Annotated in this window: 15 protein-coding genes; 7 read left to right on the forward strand and 8 right to left on the reverse strand. The window is 73.9% G+C overall.

The features are described from left to right. Positions 1-42 precede the first annotated feature (42 nt). Complete coding sequence (locus ACH4K1_RS25890; RefSeq protein ID WP_398091890.1) at positions 43-1,371, reverse strand: sensor histidine kinase; 1,329 nt, start codon at positions 1,369-1,371, stop codon at positions 43-45. Next, a complete protein-coding gene (locus ACH4K1_RS25895) occupies positions 1,371-2,045 on the reverse strand; it encodes a response regulator transcription factor (protein WP_398091892.1) in 675 nt (224 codons plus the stop codon). Before ACH4K1_RS25895 ends, ACH4K1_RS25890 begins: the two co-directional genes overlap by 1 nt. Before the next feature lie 569 nt (positions 2,046-2,614). Between ACH4K1_RS25895 and ACH4K1_RS25900 the strand changes: the two genes are divergently transcribed. The 3 genes from ACH4K1_RS25900 to ACH4K1_RS25910 all read left to right on the forward strand — a co-directional run bounded on the left by ACH4K1_RS25900 (position 2,615) and on the right by ACH4K1_RS25910 (position 5,414). Beyond that, a complete protein-coding gene (locus ACH4K1_RS25900; protein ID WP_398091894.1) occupies positions 2,615-3,577 on the forward strand; it encodes a ScbA/BarX family gamma-butyrolactone biosynthesis protein in 963 nt (320 codons plus the stop codon). Continuing rightward, positions 3,574-4,422, forward strand: coding sequence for an NAD(P)H-binding protein (locus tag ACH4K1_RS25905; protein WP_398091896.1), 849 nt, complete (start codon positions 3,574-3,576; stop codon positions 4,420-4,422). Before ACH4K1_RS25900 ends, ACH4K1_RS25905 begins: the two co-directional genes overlap by 4 nt. 293 nt (positions 4,423-4,715) lie before the next feature. Next, entirely contained in the window at positions 4,716-5,414 is a 699-nt protein-coding gene (locus ACH4K1_RS25910; RefSeq protein ID WP_398091898.1) for a ScbR family autoregulator-binding transcription factor, read from the forward strand. Positions 5,415-5,596: 182 nt separating this feature from the next. Here the strand turns inward: ACH4K1_RS25910 and ACH4K1_RS25915 are convergent, their stop codons facing one another. Next, on the reverse strand, positions 5,597-6,526 hold the full coding sequence (locus ACH4K1_RS25915) for a helix-turn-helix domain-containing protein (RefSeq protein WP_398091900.1): 930 nt from the start codon (positions 6,524-6,526) through the stop codon (positions 5,597-5,599). A 160-nt stretch (positions 6,527-6,686) separates the two neighbouring features. Between ACH4K1_RS25915 and ACH4K1_RS25920 the strand changes: the two genes are divergently transcribed. Next, complete coding sequence (locus ACH4K1_RS25920) at positions 6,687-7,727, forward strand: NAD(P)-dependent alcohol dehydrogenase (RefSeq protein ID WP_398091902.1); 1,041 nt, start codon at positions 6,687-6,689, stop codon at positions 7,725-7,727. A gap of 105 nt (positions 7,728-7,832) precedes the next feature. Here the strand turns inward: ACH4K1_RS25920 and ACH4K1_RS25925 are convergent, their stop codons facing one another. Further along, positions 7,833-8,195: an ArsR/SmtB family transcription factor gene (locus ACH4K1_RS25925; protein ID WP_398091904.1), complete on the reverse strand. Its 363-nt coding sequence runs from the start codon at positions 8,193-8,195 to the stop codon at positions 7,833-7,835. A gap of 134 nt (positions 8,196-8,329) precedes the next feature. Between ACH4K1_RS25925 and ACH4K1_RS25930 the strand changes: the two genes are divergently transcribed. Further along, entirely contained in the window at positions 8,330-9,445 is a 1,116-nt protein-coding gene (locus ACH4K1_RS25930) for an NADH:flavin oxidoreductase/NADH oxidase (protein WP_398091906.1), read from the forward strand. A 70-nt stretch (positions 9,446-9,515) separates the two neighbouring features. Here the strand turns inward: ACH4K1_RS25930 and ACH4K1_RS25935 are convergent, their stop codons facing one another. The 3 genes from ACH4K1_RS25935 to ACH4K1_RS25945 form a co-directional block, all read right to left on the reverse strand. Then, complete coding sequence (locus ACH4K1_RS25935; protein ID WP_398091908.1) at positions 9,516-10,634, reverse strand: AI-2E family transporter; 1,119 nt, start codon at positions 10,632-10,634, stop codon at positions 9,516-9,518. 100 nt (positions 10,635-10,734) lie between these two features. Next, positions 10,735-12,948 carry a HelD family protein gene (locus ACH4K1_RS25940; protein ID WP_398091966.1) on the reverse strand — a complete coding sequence of 738 codons (2,214 nt, stop codon included), beginning with the start codon at positions 12,946-12,948 and terminating at the stop codon, positions 10,735-10,737. A gap of 200 nt (positions 12,949-13,148) precedes the next feature. Continuing rightward, entirely contained in the window at positions 13,149-13,643 is a 495-nt protein-coding gene (locus ACH4K1_RS25945; protein ID WP_398091910.1) for a hypothetical protein, read from the reverse strand. Between the two features lie 226 nt (positions 13,644-13,869). On the opposite strand from ACH4K1_RS25945, the gene ACH4K1_RS25950 reads away from it, so the two are divergent. Then, positions 13,870-14,781: a LysR family transcriptional regulator gene (locus ACH4K1_RS25950; RefSeq protein ID WP_398091912.1), complete on the forward strand. Its 912-nt coding sequence runs from the start codon at positions 13,870-13,872 to the stop codon at positions 14,779-14,781. Here ACH4K1_RS25950 and ACH4K1_RS25955 read toward each other — a convergent pair. After that, positions 14,770-15,825, reverse strand: coding sequence for a MerR family transcriptional regulator (locus tag ACH4K1_RS25955; RefSeq protein WP_398091968.1), 1,056 nt, complete (start codon positions 15,823-15,825; stop codon positions 14,770-14,772). The two genes, ACH4K1_RS25950 and ACH4K1_RS25955, sit on opposite strands and share 12 nt — an antisense overlap. A 93-nt stretch (positions 15,826-15,918) precedes the next feature. On the opposite strand from ACH4K1_RS25955, the gene ACH4K1_RS25960 reads away from it, so the two are divergent. Continuing rightward, the gene (locus tag ACH4K1_RS25960; RefSeq protein ID WP_398091914.1) at positions 15,919-17,448 is read left to right on the forward strand and encodes an alpha/beta fold hydrolase; all 1,530 of its coding nucleotides are present in this window, start codon (positions 15,919-15,921) and stop codon (positions 17,446-17,448) included. Positions 17,449-17,474: the final 26 nt, after the last annotated feature.

Raw genomic sequence — 17,474 nt, forward strand, 5'->3', positions numbered from 1 at the left:
GGACGTGGGTTTCGAACCATCCCCCGCATCATGGACGGTCGATCATGAGCGAATCGTGAGGACCGCCCCGCGACGCCGTTCGCGCCGGGAGGGAGCGGGTGCGAGGCGCAGGACGAACTCCGCGCCGCCCCCGGGGCGGGCCCGGACGGTGAGCGTTCCCCGGTGCGCCTCCGCCACCCGCCGCACCAGGGAGAGGCCGATGCCCGTCCCCCCGCCCGGCGAGCTGAACCGCTCCGTCAGCTCCGGCAACCGTGCCGGATCCACCCCCGGGCCCCGGTCGGCCACCACCACCTCGGGCCCGCACACCGCCACCAGCAGCCCGCCCCCGTCCCGTGCGTCGGAGGCGCGCCCGTGCCGGACGGCGTTGTCCAGCAGGTTCCGTACGGCGACCCGCACCAGGGCCGCGTCGGCCTCCACCACCGACTCCACCGTCCGCAGGCGCGGGCGGGGCACGCTCTGCGGCAGCTCCGCGCACATCTCCTCGACGAGCTGGTCCAGCCGCAGCGGCTCCGCCCGTACGGCGTCCACGGCCGCCTCCAGCCGCCCCCGGGCCAGCAGGTTCTCCACGACGTCGGCCATCCGGTCCGCCGCCCGCCGGATCCGGGGCAGATGCGCGTCGAGGGCCCCCGGGGCGCCGGCCGCCATCTCCACCGAACCGCGCATCACCGCGACCGGGGTCCGCAGCTCGTGCGCCGCGTCGGCCAGCAGCCTCTCCTGCTGCTCCAACGCCTCCCAGGCCGGCCGCATGCTGCGCCCCGAGAGGACGTGGCCGCTCAGCGCGGCCAGAGCCGTCAGCGCCCCGGCCCCGGCGACCAGGGAGAGGACCAGGCTGCGGTGCTCGGCCGCCCCGTGCTCCGGGTCGCCGACCGCGACGGCCGCACCCGCCACCTCGTCGGTGGTGTCGTGGTAGAAGGGCACGCCCAGCAGGCGCACCGGTTCTCCCGAGCGGTCGCGCGCCCCGGCTTCCACCGGCCCCTCCTCGGCCATCGCCGCCCGCACGACCGCCGCGACCGGCGCGGCCGGGACGTCGAACTGCGCGGCGCGGCCCCGGAACACGGCGACCGGGCCCCGGCCCGGCCGCTCCTCCACCACCAGGACCTGCGGGGTTCCCGCGGTCGCCTCGTCGTCCTGGAGGCCGTCCAACCGGATCCGGCCGTCCTCGTAGTAGACGAGCGAGGCGGCCACGGAGGCCCGGCGGCGCATCTCGTCGTACTCGGCGTCCTGCCGCGCCCGGTCGTCGGTACGGATCACCAGCCAGGACAGGCAGGCCAGTCCGGCGACGGTGATCAGGGCGTACGCGGCGGTCAGCCGCAGCTGGAGCCGGCGCAGCCGCCGCCGGGCCGGGGAACGGGGCCGTACGGACTTCGCCATCAGGAGGCCCCCGGCCGCGCCGACAGCGAAAAGCCCTGCCCGCGCACGGTGTGCACCAGAGCGGGCGGGCCGAGCTTGCGCCGCAGGCCCGCGACGACGGCGTCCACCACGTTGGACACCGGGTCGGCCATCTCGTCCCAGCAGTGCTCCAGCAGTCCGGTACGGGTGACGACGGCATCCCGGTGGACGAGGAGCTGCTGGAGCACCGCGTACTCCTTCGGGCTCAGCGACAGCAGCACCCCGGCGCGCCGCACCTCGTGGCGTGCCACGTCCATGACCACGTCCGCGCAGCTCAGGAAGGAAGGCAGCCGGGCCGGCGCCCGGCGGCTCAGGGACCGGACGCGCAGCACCAGCTCGCGCAGGGCGAACGGCTTGGCCAGATAGTCGTCCGCCCCGCTCTCCAGCCCCCGCAGCCGCTCGTCCAGGGAGTCCAGGGCGGTGAGGCACAGCACGGGCACCGACCAGCCGGCCCGGCGCCCGGCCTCCAACGGGACGAGGGTGTCGCCGTAGGGGACCATCCGGTCCAGCACCACACAGTCGTACGCGGTGACGTGCAGCAATACGTCGGCCTCCGGCCAGTCCGACGCGCAGTCCACGGCGAAGCCGCCGTCCCGCAGCCCGGCCGCGATCATCTCCCTCAGATCCTCGTCGTCCTCCACCAGCAGCACACGCACGGGGAGGACGCCTCCGATTTCTTTGTCCGGGACAGCCCCGCGCCGGGGGCGGGGGAGACCCGCCATCCTAGGCGGTCCGGCCCGGCCGACGGGATCGAGGGGGGAAGGGGCCCGGTCCGCTCCGGCAGGGCGAGGGGGCAGGCCGGCAGACGGTTGCCGAAGCGCTCCCACCGGTCGGTTCCCGGGGGCCGGGCCACTGTCCCGGATCGGCCCGGGGCGGTTCCCGGAACGCGGCGCATGTCGAGTGGGAGAAATTCCCCGACGGGAAAGGAGAAAAGCGAGCACATTTCATGGTGCCCGCGCTTTTCGGAATTCCGGTGTGCGTCGCGGCTCGATAGCCGTATTTCTCGAATTCCCGTGCCGCTGCCACCAGGATTGTCCTGCGGGTGCTGGCCGCCCGCTCCTGTCCGGCCGGCCCGTCTCCTTTGCTGGACAGGGGCCCGGAAGCGACCGTGAGAGGTGGGGCGGGGCCCGGTCGAGGATAGAAAAAAAACCGCTTAGTCTGTATCTTATCAACGCACGTGCATCGCAGGAACGGCTCGCCATTCACATGACCCCTGGGGGGAGTTATGCCCGAAGCAGCAGTCTTGACCGATCCGGTGCCGGCCATGGACGCGGAGGCCGATGCGGCGCGTCCCGTGGGGATCGACATGGTGCACCGGACCCGGCCCGAGGACGCCTTTCCGCGCGACTGGGTGCGCCTGGCGCACGACCGGTTCGCGGTGACGGCTGTCCTTCCGCACGATCACGCGTTCTTCGCCCCGGTGGACGGCGACCGGCACGACCCGCTGTTGGTCGCGGAAGTGATGCGGCAGGCGGCGATGCTCGCCTTCCACGCCGGGTACGGCGTACCGCTGGGCCACCACTTCCTGCTGTCGGGCCTGGACTTCGCGTGCCACCAGGAGCACCTGAGGGTCGGCGGCGCCCCCGCCGAAGTCGACGTGGAGGTGTACTGCTCCGACCTGAAGTGGCGCGGCGGGCTGCCGGTGGCGGGGCGCGTGGCGTGGACGGTGCACCGCGACGGGGGGCTGGCGGCGACGGGCGTGGGGGTGACCCGCTTCACGAGCCCCGAGGTCTACCGGCGGATGCGCGGCGACGCCGCCGCCGAGAACATATCGATACCGGACGCGGCGCCGGTCCGCGCCGCCCTGGCGGGCCGGAGCAGGACCGAGGACGTGGTGCTGTCGGCGACCGGTCGGGACGGGCTGTGGGAGCTGCGGGTGGACACCCGGCACCCGACGCTGTTCCAGCGCCCCAACGACCACGTTCCCGGCATGCTGCTGCTGGAGGCGGCCCGCCAGGCCGCCTGGCTGGCGGTGGGACGCGGCGGAATCGTTCCGACGGAGGCCGTCAGCCGGTTCCACCGGTATGCCGAGTTCGGCAGCCCGTGCCGGATCGGGGCGGTGGTTCTGCCCGGAACGGCCGAGGATGCGGTGGCGGTCCAGGTGACCGGGTGGCAGAACGGCGAAACGGTGTTCACCGCGGTCCTGTCCGGCCTCCGGGCCCGCGGCCGAGAGGGGGCGCACACGTGATTCTCGTGACGGGCGCCACCGGAGCGGTGGGCCGCGAGGTCGCCGCGCGGTTGGCGGCGGCCGGACCCGTGCGGATTCTCGCGCGCCGTCCCGAGCGGCTCGGGGTGGCCGGGGACGGGGTCGAGGTCGTCGAGGGGGCGTACGCGGACCGGACCGCCCTCGACCGGGCGCTGCGGGGCGTGGCCTCGGTCTTCCTGGTGACGAACAGCCCCACCGAGCCCGACGACGAGCGGGTCGCCGCGGCGGCCGCCGCGGCGGGCGTGCGCCACCTGGTCAAGCTGTCCATGCTGGCGGTGGAGGAGCCGGACGCCGCCGACTTCATCACCCGGCGCCAGCGGGAGAACGAGCGGGCGATCCGGGAATCGGGCGTCCCCTGGACCTTCGTCCGCCCCAGGACGTTCATGTCCAACACGCTGTCCTGGGCGCCCGGTATCCGGTCGCGGGGTGTGGTGCGCGCCCTGTACGGCGACGCGCCGGTCGCCTGCGTCGACCCGCGCGACGTCGCCGCGGTCGCCGTCGCCGCCCTCACCGGCACGGGGCACGAGGGCAAGGCGTACGCCGTCTCGGGGCCGGAGGCGATCACCGCGCGGGAGCAGACGGCCCAGCTCTCCCGGGCTCTGGGACGACCGCTGCGCTTCGAGGAGCTGGGCGTGGACGCCGCGCGGGCCGCCCTGCTGGCGAAGTACCCGCGGGCCGTCGCCGAGGCGTTCCTGGAGAGCGCCGAGCGGCAGCGGGCGGGCGCCAAGGCGGGGGTCGCGCCCACGGTCCAGGAGCTGACGGGCCGGCCGGCCCGGCCCTACCGCCTCTGGGCGGCCGAGCACGCGGACGTCTTCGCCGCGGGATAGGGCCGATTCGCGCGGAGCGGGAGGTGGAAGGCGCCGTGAACCACCAGGGACCGCGGATAAGTCGGGTGATGCGTGTTTTTCTTTTCCGTTCCATGGACGGAGCGCAGGGCCGATGTGGCCGGAAAGCGGCCTGGGTTACCCGTCGCATTCCCCCCTTCCCTGGAAAACCTACCGACTAGTTGGTTGGATAACTCCATGACACCGTCCTGCCGCTCCGGGGTGGAGCCCTCGACCGGTTCCGGTTCCCTTTCCGGTCCCGTATCCGACCGCCTCTCCCTGGCGGGGAGGGTCCGGTGACCAAACAGGAGCGCGCCGCCCGTACGCGCCAGGCGCTGATCCGCTCCGCCGCCGCCGTCTTCGAGCGGCACGGTTACGCACAGGCGCGGCTGGTGCTGATCAGCTCGGGAGCGGGCGTCAGCACGGGGGCGCTGCACTTCCACTTCGAGAACAAGGCCGCCGTGGCACAGGCCGTGGTGGAGGAGGCCTCCCGCGGGCTGCACGACCTCTCGGCCGCGATCCGGCGCAGGACGGACAACGCCGTGCAAGCACTGGTCGACACCTCGCACGCCCTGGTGGAACGGCTGCGGGACGATCCGGTGAGCCGGGCCGGGTTCCGGCTCAGCTGTGACGGGGAGAACGCCGGAGTCCCGGACCTGCGGCTGGAGTGGCACCACCGGGTACGGCAGCTGCTGGACGAGGCGGCCCTCGCCGGCACGCTCGCCGACGGTGTCTCGCGCGCGGACGCGGCGGCCGCCACCGTCGCCGTGACGACCGGATTCGAGGCGCTCGGCCGGGACGACTCCGCCTGGCTTTCCCCGCACATGCTCACCGGTTTCTGGCAGTTACTGCTGCCCCGGCTCGTCGCCGCGGAGACTCTGGCGCTCATGGACCCGGCCGGCACCGGCGCGGTGGCCCCGGGCCGGGGGACCGCCCTCACGGTGCTCATCGGGGGCACGGCGGAGGCGGCGGTGGAGCGGGCCGGGACCGACTGACCGGCCGGCGGAGGCCCGCGACCACGCGGTGAAGACTCCCTCCCGTACCGCCGGCGTACCCGAGAGCCGGGCCCCTCCCGGAGCGGCCGGCCCCCCCCGGAGCTCCGGAGCGCCCCGGCGCCTTCCGCACACGGCCGGCGCGATGCCGGCGAGCCCCCGGCCGACCCGGGAGGAACACGTCTTCACCGCCCGGCGTCCGGACCCCGGCCCGCCGCGTCGAACAGATCCGCCCGGCCCGCGTCCGCACCCCAGCTCGCCAGCAGGCGCAGGCCCTCGGCCGACTCCGAGCCCGGCTCCGCGTGGTAGGTCACCAGATGCTGCTCCTCGTCGTCGGGGAGGTTCAGCGTCTCGTACGCCAGGGTCAGGTCCCCGGCGAGCGGGTGCCGGATGAGCTTGGTGCCGTGGCCCTTCTCCTTGACGTTGTGGGTGGCCCACAGCCGCCGGAACTCGTCGCTCTTCACCGAGAGTTCGCCCACCAGGGCCGACAGCTCCGGGTCGTCGGGGTGGCAGCCCGCGTACAGGCGCAGATAGCTGACCATGTCCGACGCCTTGGAACCCCAGTCCACGAAGAGGTCCCGGTAGCCGGGGGAGAGGAACACCAGACGCGCCCAGTTGCGCTCGGCGGGCGGCAGTGCGCCCCAGTCGCCGAACACCGCCGCCGCCATCGGGTTCCAGGCGAGGATGTCCGAGCGCGCCCCGGTCACGTACGCGGGGATGCCCTCCATGCTGCCGAGGAGGTACAGCAACCCGGTCCGCACCCGCTGCGCCCTCGCCGGACGGCGCTTCTTCCCGTGCCGCGCCGGCCGCGCCAGGTGCGTCAGGTGCGCCTGCTCGGCATCCGTGAGCCGCAGCGCACCCGCGATCGCGTCCAGCACCTCCGCCGACACGTTCCGCCCGTTGCCCTGCTCCAGACGCGTGTAGTACGCCACGGACACCCCGGCCAGCTGAGCCAGCTCCTCGCGGCGCAGGCCCGGCACCCGGCGGTGGCGGCCGAACTCCGGCAGCCCCACGTCCTGCGGCTGGAGCCTGGCCCTGCGGGTCCGCAGGAACTCGCTGAGCTCGGCGCGCCGGTCCAGCGGTTCGGGGGAGGCGGCCTCCGGCTGATCGTCCATGGCTCCATTATTCCGCCGATGCGCGGTCGTGGGCCGCCGAGCCTGTCCCCGCCGGTGGTAGGACCGCTGGACGTAGGCGGAGCGGGGGGCTGGGCGGCCGCCGCCCGCGGTGTGACGCTCGAGGGCGTACCCACCGCACCACCAGAGGAGAACCTCCGGCATGACCACCGTTGCCGCCTACGCCGCTCCCCGTGCCAAGGCCCCGCTGGAGCGCACCACGATCGAGCGCCGTCCGGTGGGCGAGTTCGACGTCCTGATCGACATCAAGTTCGCCGGCATCTGCCACTCCGACATCCACCAGGCCCGCGACGGCTGGGGCGAGGGCATCTTCCCGATGGTGCCCGGCCACGAGATCGCCGGGATCGTCGCCGAGACCGGACCCGGCGTGACCGGGTTCAAGGTCGGCGACCGCGTCGGCGTCGGGTGCATGGTCGACTCCTGCGGACGGTGCGACGCCTGCCGCGCGGGCCGCGAGCAGCACTGCGCCGAAGGGAACACCCAGACCTACAACGCGCTCGACCGGAGCGGCGAGCCGACGTACGGCGGCTACTCGACGCACATCGTCGTGCGCGACGCGTTCGTGGTGTCCATCCCGGAGGGCATCGCCCTCGATGAGGCCGCGCCCCTGCTGTGCGCGGGCATCACCACGTACTCCCCGCTCAAGCGCTGGGGCGTGGGCCCGGGCAAGAAGGTCGCCGTCGTCGGTCTGGGCGGCCTCGGCCACATGGCGGTCAAGATCGCCCACGCCCTCGGCGCGGAGGTCACCGTCCTCTCCCAGACGCTGCGGAAGAAGGACGACGGGCTCAAGCTGGGCGCTGACCACTACTACGCGACCGGCGACCCCGGGACCTTCGAGGAGCTGGCCGGAGCCTTCGACGTCGTCCTCTCCACGGTCTCGGCCCCGCTGGACTTCGGCGCCTACCTCGGCCTGCTGCGGACCGACGGAACCCTGGTCAACGTCGGGGCCCCCGAGGAGCCGATCTCGCTCAACCTGTTCTCGCTGATCGGCGGTGACAAGGCGATCGCGGGCTCCATGATCGGCGGCATCAGGGAGACCCAGGAGATGCTGGACTTCTGTGCCGCGCACGGGCTGGGCGCGGAGATCGAGGTGATCGAGGCGAGCCGGGTCAACGAGGCGTACGAGCGGGTGCTCGCGAGCGACGTCCGCTACCGCTTCGTGATCGACACCGCCACCATCTGAAACGGCGTCACGGCCGGCTGGCGGGCGCCCCGTCCCTCCGGGCCGCCCCGTGCGCCGTACCCGCGTCCGCCCCGAGCCCTCGAACCGCTCGGGGCGGAGGCGTACTCAGGCCGGCTCCCGCGTCCCGGCCGACCGTCGCGCCCCTTCCAGGACGGCGGCCAGCAGCCCGGGGAAGAGTGTTTCCAGTTCGTCCTCGCGCAGCCGGCTCAGACGGGAGGTCCCGTCGTAGTGCTGGCGGATGACGCCCGCCTCGCGCAGCACCTTGAAGTGGTGGGTGGTGGTGGACTTGCTCACCGGCAGGTCGAACGCGATACAGGCCATGTCCTCGTGCCCGTCCGCCAGCTCCCGTGCGATGCGCAGCCGGACCGGGTCGGCCAGCGCGTGCAGGACCGCTTCCAGGCGGATCTCCTCCAACTGCGGGTGGGCGATGTGCCGTCCGGACGCGGCGGCGCGCTCGGTGGTGGACATGGGTGGCCTCCTCGGGTCCGGCCTCCAAAGTACGAATATCGGCGTAGTTTGACAACTGGCGTACTACGATGCCTATCGTTGTTTCCTCGGCGCCGCCCTCCGGCGGCCACCCCCCGATCCGAGGAGACATACCGGTGAGTGCCCTGTTCACACCCCTGACCCTGCGGTCCCTGGAGATTCCCAACCGTGTCTGGATGTCTCCGATGTGCATGTACTCCGCCGCCCACGAAGGGCCGGAGACGGGTGTTCCCACGGACTTCCACCTCACCCATCTCGCGGGCCGGGCCGCCGGCGGCGCCGGGCTCGTGATGGCGGAGGCCACCGGGGTCCGCCCGGACGGCCGGATCAGCCCCTGGGACCTGGGCCTGTGGAACGACCGCCAGCAGGAGGCGTTCACCCGCATCGCGGCGGCGATCGCCTCCCACGGTTCGGTCCCCGCGATCCAGCTCGCCCATGCCGGGCGCAAGGCGTCCACCGACCGGCCCTGGGTCGCCGACCGCTCCGTACCGCAGGAGGAGGGCGGCTGGAGCGCCGTCGCCCCCAGCGCCGTCGCGTTCGACGGCCTGCCCGTGCCGCACGAACTGACCGAGGACGAGATCCGGCAGCTGGTGCGCGACTTCGCCGCGGCCGCGGAGCGCGCCCTCGCCGCCGGCTTCCGCGTCGTCGAGATCCACGGCGCGCACGGCTACCTGATCAACTCCTTCCTCTCCCCGGCCGCCAACCACCGCACCGACGCCTACGGCGGCAGCTGGGAGAACCGGCTGCGCTTCCCGCTCCAGGTGGTGGACGCCGTCCGGGCGGTATGGCCCGACGAGCTGCCGGTCCTCTTCCGCACCTCGGCGACCGACTGGCTGAGCGAGAACCCCGAGGACCCGCGCGAGGGGTGGACCGGCGACGACACCGTACGCCTCGCCGGGGAACTGGCCGCCCACGGCGTCGATCTGCTGGACGTCTCCTCCGGCGGCCTCGTCCGCGACGCGGCGATCTCCGCGCACCCGGGCTACCAGGTGCCCTTCGCCGACCGGGTCAGGCGCACCGCCGGCCTTCCCACCTCCGCCGTGGGGCTGATCCTGGACGCCGCACAGGCCGAGGAGATCGTCGCCACGGGACAGGCCGACGCGGTCATGATCGGCCGCGAGATGCTGCGCGACCCGCACTGGGCCCACCACGCCGCCGCCGCCCTCGCGACCGGACCGCGCTGGCCCCGGCAGTACGGCTACGCCCTGGCCCGCCGGGCGGCCGACGCCTGACCGGTCCGGCCGCACCGCCCTGAACCCCCGCCCGGCCCCTCCCGGGGCCGGGCCGGTGACGGCCCCCGGCCTACGACGGGACGGGCGAACTCCCCGTCCCGTCGGCCGGGTCCGCGGCCTGCGGCACTTCCTCGGCGAGCTGCTCGCGGAGGTACTTCCAGACCACCCCGATCAGCGCCGCCGCAGGCACCGCGAGCAGGCTGCCCACCACACCGGCCAGACTGCCGCCCAGCGTCACCGCGAGCAGGACGACCGCGGCGTGCAGGCCGAGGCCCCGGCTCTGGATCATGGGCTGGAAGACGTTGCCCTCCAACTGCTGCACCACGATGATGATCGCGAGCACCAGCAGGGCGTCCATCAGCCCGTTCGAGACCAGCGCGATGACCACCGCCACGAACCCGGCGAACAGCGCCCCGATGATCGGCACGAACGCCGAGACGAAGGTCAGCACCGCCAGCGGAAGCACCAGCGGAACCCCCAGGATCCACAGCCCGAGTCCGATGAAGACGGCGTCCAGCAGGCCGACGGCCGCCTGCGACCGGACGAACGAGCCCAGCGTGTCCCAACCGCGCGAGGCCACCTCGGGGACGTCCACGGCGAGCCGGCCGGGCAGCTGGCGGGTCAGCCACGGCAGGAAGCGCGGGCCGTCCTTGAGGAAGAAGAACATCAGGAAGACCGAGAGGACCGCGGTGACCAGCCCGTTGACCACGGTGCTCACCCCGGTGACGGCGGTGGTGACCACACTGCCGACGCTGTCCTGCAGCTTGGCGGTCGCGCTGTCGAGCGCACCGGTGATCTGGTCGTCACCGATGTTCAGCGGCGGCCCGGCCGCCCACTCGCGGAGCTTGTCGATGCCCGCGACCACCCGCTCGGCCAGCTCGCCGGACTGATCGGCCACCGGTACGGCGATCAGGGCCACGATGCCCGCCCCCACCAGCAGGGCGAACACCGTCACCGCCGACGCCGCGAGTGCCGGACGCCACCTGTGCGCGCGCAGGAAACGGGCCAGCGGCCAGGTCAGCGTGGTGAGGAACAGAGCGACTATCAGCGGCCACACGACCGACCACATGCGGCCCAGCACCCACAGCGCGACCCCTGCCGCCACCAGGACCAGCAGCACCTCCGCGGAGGCCCGTGCCGATGTGCGGAGGGCGGCCGCGGTCTTTGTCGAACTCAATGGCGAAGACATGGCGTCACCCTATGGGTTCGGCCACCGCGCTCCGGACACCCCGGGGGCCGGCCGGCGCCGGCCGCGCGCGAGAAGCGCGCGAACGGGGCCGCCGGGCCGGTCAGCGCAGGGCCGCGGGCAGTTCTTCCCGGTGGACGATGCCCAGCCGCTGGGTGGCACGGGTGAGCGCCACGTACAGATCGCTCGTGCCGAACCGGCCCGGTTCCACCACCAGCACATGGTCGAACTCGAGCCCCTTGGCCTGACGCGGATCGAGCAGCACCACCGTGCGCGTGAGATCGGGGTCCCCGCCCGCCGTGATCCCGTCCAGCAGGGCGGCGATCCTCTCGTGCAGGCACCGCGGCGCGATCACCGCGAGGCGCCCCTCCCGGGGCGTCAGCTCCGCCACGGCGTCGGCCACCGCGGCCGCCAGATCCGCCCCGGACTCCCGCGTCCACGGCTTCTCACCCGTCGACCGCACCGAGACCGGCGCGGTGAAGGAGGGGTCCTTCTCCCTCAGCACCCCGGCGGCCAGCTCCATGATCTCGGCGGGCGTACGGTAGTTGACCCCCAGCGTGACGTGGTCGAAGCGGTCGCCCACGTAGGGGGAGAGGATCTTCTCCCAGGATCCGACCCCCGCCTCCTCGGAGGTCTGCGCCGGGTCGCCCACCAGGGTCATCGAGCGGGTCGGGGACCGCCGCATCAGCAGCCGCCACGCCATCGGCGACAGCTCCTGGGCCTCGTCCACGATGATGTGCCCGAACGCCCAGGTCCGGTCGGCGGCGGCCCGCTCGGCGGCGGTGCGGTGGTCGGCCTCCTCGTGCCGCTCCGCCATCCGCTCCGCGTCGATGATGTCGTGCGCGGCGAGCACCTCGGACTCCTCGTCCTCGAACTCGTAGCTCTCCGACCCCCGCGACAGCTCCAGCACCCCCTGCGCGTATCCGACCCGTTCCTGCCGGGCGGCCTCGGCGGCGGCCCGCTCCGCGCTGTCGTCCACCCCGAGCAGTTCGGCCGCCTCGTCGAGCAGCGGTACGTCGGCGGGGGTCCACGCCCCGTCGCCGGGCGGGCGGCGGATCGCGTCGGCGTCCGCCTCCGGCACGTACACCGGATCGGCCAGGTAGTCCGCGAGGAAGCCCTCGGGAGTCAGCGGCGGCCACAGCTCCCGGACGGCGTTGCGCACCTCGTTGCTCAGCGCCACGTCCCGGCCGAGCTGGGCCACGTCGTCGGGGCCGAGGAAGTTGGGCCCGCCGTAGGGGTCCGCGCCGATCCGTTCGACGAGTTGCGCGGTGAGCGCGTCGATGACCCGGAAGGCGAAGTACGGGCGGGCGAGATTGTGCGGCAGACGCGTGTCGCGGGCCGCCTGACGGGCCTCGTAGGCGATCTCCCAGTCCAGGATCAACTCCCCGCCGTCCTCGTGCGGGATCACCATCGGCGCACCGGGCTCCGGAAGCAGTTGCCGGTCGCGTACGGCCAGGGCGAGGGCCTCCGCCATCGCCCCGCCGCCCTTGACGGTCGCGGCGCGCGGGGTGTCCGTCCCGGTGGCGTGCACCCCGGGGAACAACTCCGCCTGCGTCGCGAGGAGTACCCCGGTCTCCCCGAGGGAGGGCAGCACCTCCGCGATGTAGCGCAGGAACGCCGGGTTGGGGCCCACGATGAGCACGGCGCGCTTGGCCAGCAGCTCGCGGTGCTCGTACAGCAGGAAGGCGGCCCGGTGGAGCGCCACGGCCGTCTTGCCGGTGCCGGGTCCGCCCTCCACGACGAGGACGCCGCGGTGCGGGGCCCGGATGATGCCGTCCTGCTCGGCCTGGATGGTGCGCACGATGTCGCCCATGCGCCCGGTGCGCGCGGAGTTCAGCGCCGCGAGCAGCACCGCGTCGCCGTTGGGGTCCTCGAAACCGGTGCGGGCCTCGTCCCCGAGATCGAGGATCTCGTCATGGAGTTCGGTGACCGTACGGCCCTCGGTGGTGATGTGGCGGCGCCGGCGCAGCCCCATCGGCGTGTGCCCCGTGGCGAGATAGAAAGGACGCGCCACCGGAGCACGCCAGTCGATCAGAACGGGAGTGTGCTCGGTGTCGTCCTCCCGGATTCCGATACGGCCGATATGGTGCGCGATTCCGTCCGAGCGGTCGATGCGGCCGAAACACAGGGATCCGTCCACCGCGTCGAGCGCGGCCAGCAGGCCCGAGCGCTCCGCGACCCGGATGTCGCGTTCCAGGCGCGCCTGCTGGCCGGTCCCCACCGGCGTCAACGCCTGCTCCACGCCCTCGGCGGCCACACCGCGCAGGGCGTCGACCCGGGCATGGAGCCGGTCGATGAATTCCTGCTCTTCCCGCAATTCGTCGCTTTCCCGGTTTGACAAAACGGCTCCCTGCCAGATATGTTCGTCTCCATAAGGCCCCCGAGCGGGGCCTTTCTGCGTGAGCGCAGAAGATTCCAATATACGCGCGACAAACCCCGGACCGCAATTGCGGTCCGGGGTTTGTCATGCGGCAGAGGCGCATGGCGCATCTACTCCGGCGGTGACCGGGCCGGCCCTTACTCCAGGCCGTTGCGCGCGGCGAGCTTCACCAGGACCTCGACCAGAGCGGGTTCGAGACCCAAGGCGATGAAGGTGAGAGGCGGACCGCCCCGCCGTTCCAGCTCCACGCGGTGGAACGCCATGAGGAGGGACGCGTTGCTCATCCTGCGCAGACCGGTGACCTCCCGCCACGCCACCGCGCCCCGTATCCCGCCGAACGGGCCGGTGACGGCCACGCCCCCCTGGTGCAATCGGCACTGGTTGCCGCCGCGCCGCGCCGTGACGAAGCGCCATGCCAGCCGCAGCCCGAACAGGACGACCACCACGGCCGCGGCCACGGAGCTCTTGAGCAGTGTGGAGTTCGGCCTGACCCACACCAGCGCGACGATCATGACGAGAACCAGCAGCGTGATGGTCCGCAGCGCCGCCTGGCCGAGCGCGCCCGCGATCCCCACGGCGTGGTACGTGCCGATCCGCCGCCCCAACTCCGGCCCGCTTCCGGTCTGTCGCACGATGAACCGCCTTTTCGGGATCGCAGCCGCCAGGACCCCCGCGAACCCGGGTGAGCGGCGGGGCCCGGCGACGGCGCATCCACCCTGCGCCGCCGCCGGGCCCTGACGTTAGGGCCGCCCGGAGCAGGGCACCAGCGACCGCATCGCATGGAACCCATGCGCGGGCGGAATGCGATCGGCGATGATGCCGGTGTCCGGGCGACGAGCGCTGCGGCAGGGGGAAGACATGTGGGAGAACGAGTCGCTCCGGCTGCTCGTCACCGTGGCCGAGACCGGGTCGTTCACCCGGGCGGCGGCCCGGCTCAACTACACGCAGTCCGCGGTGTCCCGGCGGATCGCGGCGCTGGAGGCCCGAGCCGGCGGGCCGTTGCTCGAGCGCCTGCCGCGGGGCGTACGGCTCACTCCCGCGGGCCGGGTGCTGCACCGGCACGCCGTGGAGGTGCTCGACCGGCTCGCCCGTGCCGAGCGAGACCTGGCCGTCCTGCACACCGGAGACGGGGGACCGCTGCACGTGGGCGCGTTCGCCACCGCCAACATCACACTCCTGCCGGCCGCCCTGCGAGCCCTCGAGGACGCCCGGCCGGGGATCGAGATGGCGGTCGTCGAGGGCCCGACCGACACACTGATGCGGCATCTCACGGACGGGACGCTGGACCTCGCCGTCGTCAGCGACTACCCGTACGGCCTGCCCTCCGCCGAGGGGATCACGACGACCGTGCTGTGCGAGGACGAACTGCTCGTCGCCCTCCCGCGCCGCCACCCCTTGGCCGGGGCCGAAACCGTCGACCTGTACGAACTCCGCGACGAGACCTGGATCCAGAACGCGTACGGCGACCGTCCCACCATGCTCGCCGACGCCTGCGCCCGAGCGGGCTTCACCCCGGGACGGATCATGCGGATCGCCGGGTGGGCGGGCAAGTTCGGCTACGCCGCCGCCGGCCTCGGCGTGGCCCTGGTCCCCTCACTGGCGGCTCGCGCGGTCCCCGCCGAACTCGTCCTGCGCCCCCTCACCGACTCCGCCCTGTGCCGGACCGTCCACGTGGCACTGCCCGACAGACCGCTCCCGGCGGCCCTCATCCTGCGGGAGGTCCTGCTCGGCGCGGTCGCAGAGCACGTACGGCCCCGCTCACCGGGCTGAGACGCCCCCCGCCCCGTCCGAGACGGGGGAGGGGGCGGCGGTCCGCCCCCCGCCCGCCCGGACACCGGCACGGCCACCGCCCGCCGCCTCCACCTCCGCGTCCAGGGCCGCCAGCAGCCAGTCGTGCGCGGTCCCCGGCGTCGGCTCGGGGTGGTCGCCGGGAACGCTGATCACCTCGGCCGCCAGCTCCCAGTACCGGTCGAGGCGCGGATCGGCCGCGAGCCGCCCGGCCAGCACACGGCGGAACACGGGCGTGTCGTCGGCGCCGTACGTCCGCGCGTAGGCGTCCACGAACCCGTCCAACGCCTCCCCGGGGGCCGGGTCGGCCCGACGGCGCATCTCCCCGCCCGCCAGTTCGTACGCCTCGGCGAGACCCGCGTACAGCACGGCCGGGGCGCGGGCTCCCCCCACGGCGTGCGCCCGGGGCTGGGTGGCGTCGCGCGTCCCGTCGCCGCACGGGCGGGAGACGAAGGCGTGCAACCGGGCGAAGGCGAGCATCTGGTCCGGCCGGGGGTCCTCGGGCGGGCTCGGCACCGCCGCCTCCAGGAACGCGGCGACGGACCGGGCGGGCATGCGCGGCGGCAGCCAGCCACGCCAGAAACGTGCCAGCGGGTCGGTGCTCGGCGGGGCGGTGACGGCCCCGACCAGCCGGAGCCGCCCGGCCCGTTCGGCCGGCGGGCACTCCTGCACCGACCGGAGCGCCGCCTCCCGCCAGCGCAGCGCGGCGAGTTCGGACCCCAGGGCCCGCAACCGGCCGGCCACCGCCTCCTCCAGCACGCCGCCCGCCGCGGCCCCCTCGTCCCGCTCGTCCAGCTCGTCGAGAATCCGGCGCACTTCGGAAACCGGCAGATCGAGGCCGCGCAGGGAACGGATCATGCCCAGCCGTTCCACGGCCTCCGGTGCGTATCTGCGGTGTCCGCCGGCGCTGCGGGACGTCTCCGGCAGCAGCCCCCGGTCCGAGTAGAAGCGGACGGTCTTGACGCTGAGGCCCGTGCGTTCGGCCAGCTCGCCGATGGTGCACAGCCCGTCGTACGACGAGAACACTTGAACCTCCACCAGGGGGAGTTCCTACCGTACCGGCGGGCGCTGCCGGGGGACCGGGCCGGTGCGCCGGAGAGAGCGTGACGAGGAGGGACCATGACCGTATTCATCCTGGTGGCGGGGGCGTTCACCGGACCGTACGTGTGGCGGGACACCGCGGCCCGGCTGACCGCGGAGGGGGCCGAGGTGCGGACGGTGGCGCTCACCGGCCTCGGCGGGGGCCCCGGCGGACCCGCCGGGGCCGTCGACCTGGAGACGCACATCGCGGACGTCCTCGCGGTGATCGACTCGGTGGCGGCGGAGCCCGGCCGGGAGATCGTGCTCGTCGGCCACGACTACGGCATCCACCCGGTGTACGGCGCGGCCGACCGGCGGGCGGGAGCGATCGCGCGGATCGTGCACCTGGACGCCGGGATGGTCCAGGACGGCGTCCCCGCCCTGGCCGCCGTGCCCGACCGGCAACTGCGCGAGGAAGCGGCGGAGCCGGCCGCGGTGAGCGGGGGAGGGAGGACCGGCGGCGAGCTGCCACCCCCCACCCGGGAAGCGTGGTCCCGCTGGGGGAGCACCGCGGACCTCACCGAGGCGGCGCTGGAGGGACTCACCGCCCTCGCGGCGCCGCAGCCGCTGGGCACCCTGCTCCAGCCGCTGCGCCTCACCGGAGCGGTGGCCGCCGTACCCGTGACCGGCGTGCTGTGCACCGGCAACGGGCCCGGCGTCGAGATGCTCCAGATCATGGTGGACGTCGGCGACCCCGCGCTCCGGGCCCTGGCCGACGCCGAGGTGCCCTTCCTCGAACTGCCCACGGGCCACTGGCCGATGCTCTCCCGCCCCACCGAACTGGCGAAGGCCCTGACCGAGGCCGCATCGGGCGGGGGACGCCGACTGACCCCGCCCGGCGCCGCCCACCGGCCCGCCCACCTGCGGCCGTTCCTCCTCGACGTACCCGAAAGGCCGCGCGAGCGGACCGGGAACACCGACCTGTACCTGCCGGACGGTCCTGGTCCGCACCCGGCCGTGGTGTTGGTGCACGGCGGCCCGGTACCGGCCGGGGCGCGGCCCACCCCCCGGGACTGGCCGACCCTGACGGGGTACGCGCGCCTGGTCGCCGGGCAGGGGGCGGTGGGAGTGACCCTCGACCACCGGCTGCACGCCGTGACGGACTACGGGCAGGCCGCGGCGGACGTGGCCCGAGCGGTGGAACGGGTGCGCGCCGACCCCCGGGTGGACGCGGACCGGGTCGCCCTGTGGTTCTTCTCGGGCGGGGGACCGATCATGGCGGACTGGCTGACGCAGCCTCCGCCGTGGCTGCGGTGCGTGGCCGCGAACTACCCGATCCTCGCGCCGCTGCCGAGCTGGGGGCTGGCCCACTCCCGCTTCCATCCGGTCCGAGCCCTCTCCGGCGTCGGAGACCTGCCCCTCGTGCTGGTCCGCGCGGGCCGCGAGAGCGCCGAGATCGCCGCGACGGTCGAGGAGTTCGTGGCCGAGGCGGCCCGCTGCGCGGCGGACGTCGAGATCGTCGACGTACCGGAGGGGCGCCACGGCTTCGAGACGCTCGACCCGACCGACGCGGTGCGCGAGGCCGTACGCCGGGCGGTGGCCGCGGTACTGGCCCGCCTGAGCGGATGACCACCGGCCCCACGACGGACGGGGCC

Source organism: Streptomyces sp. NPDC017448, from assembly GCF_044330565.1.
Lineage (GTDB): Bacteria > Actinomycetota > Actinomycetes > Streptomycetales > Streptomycetaceae > Streptomyces.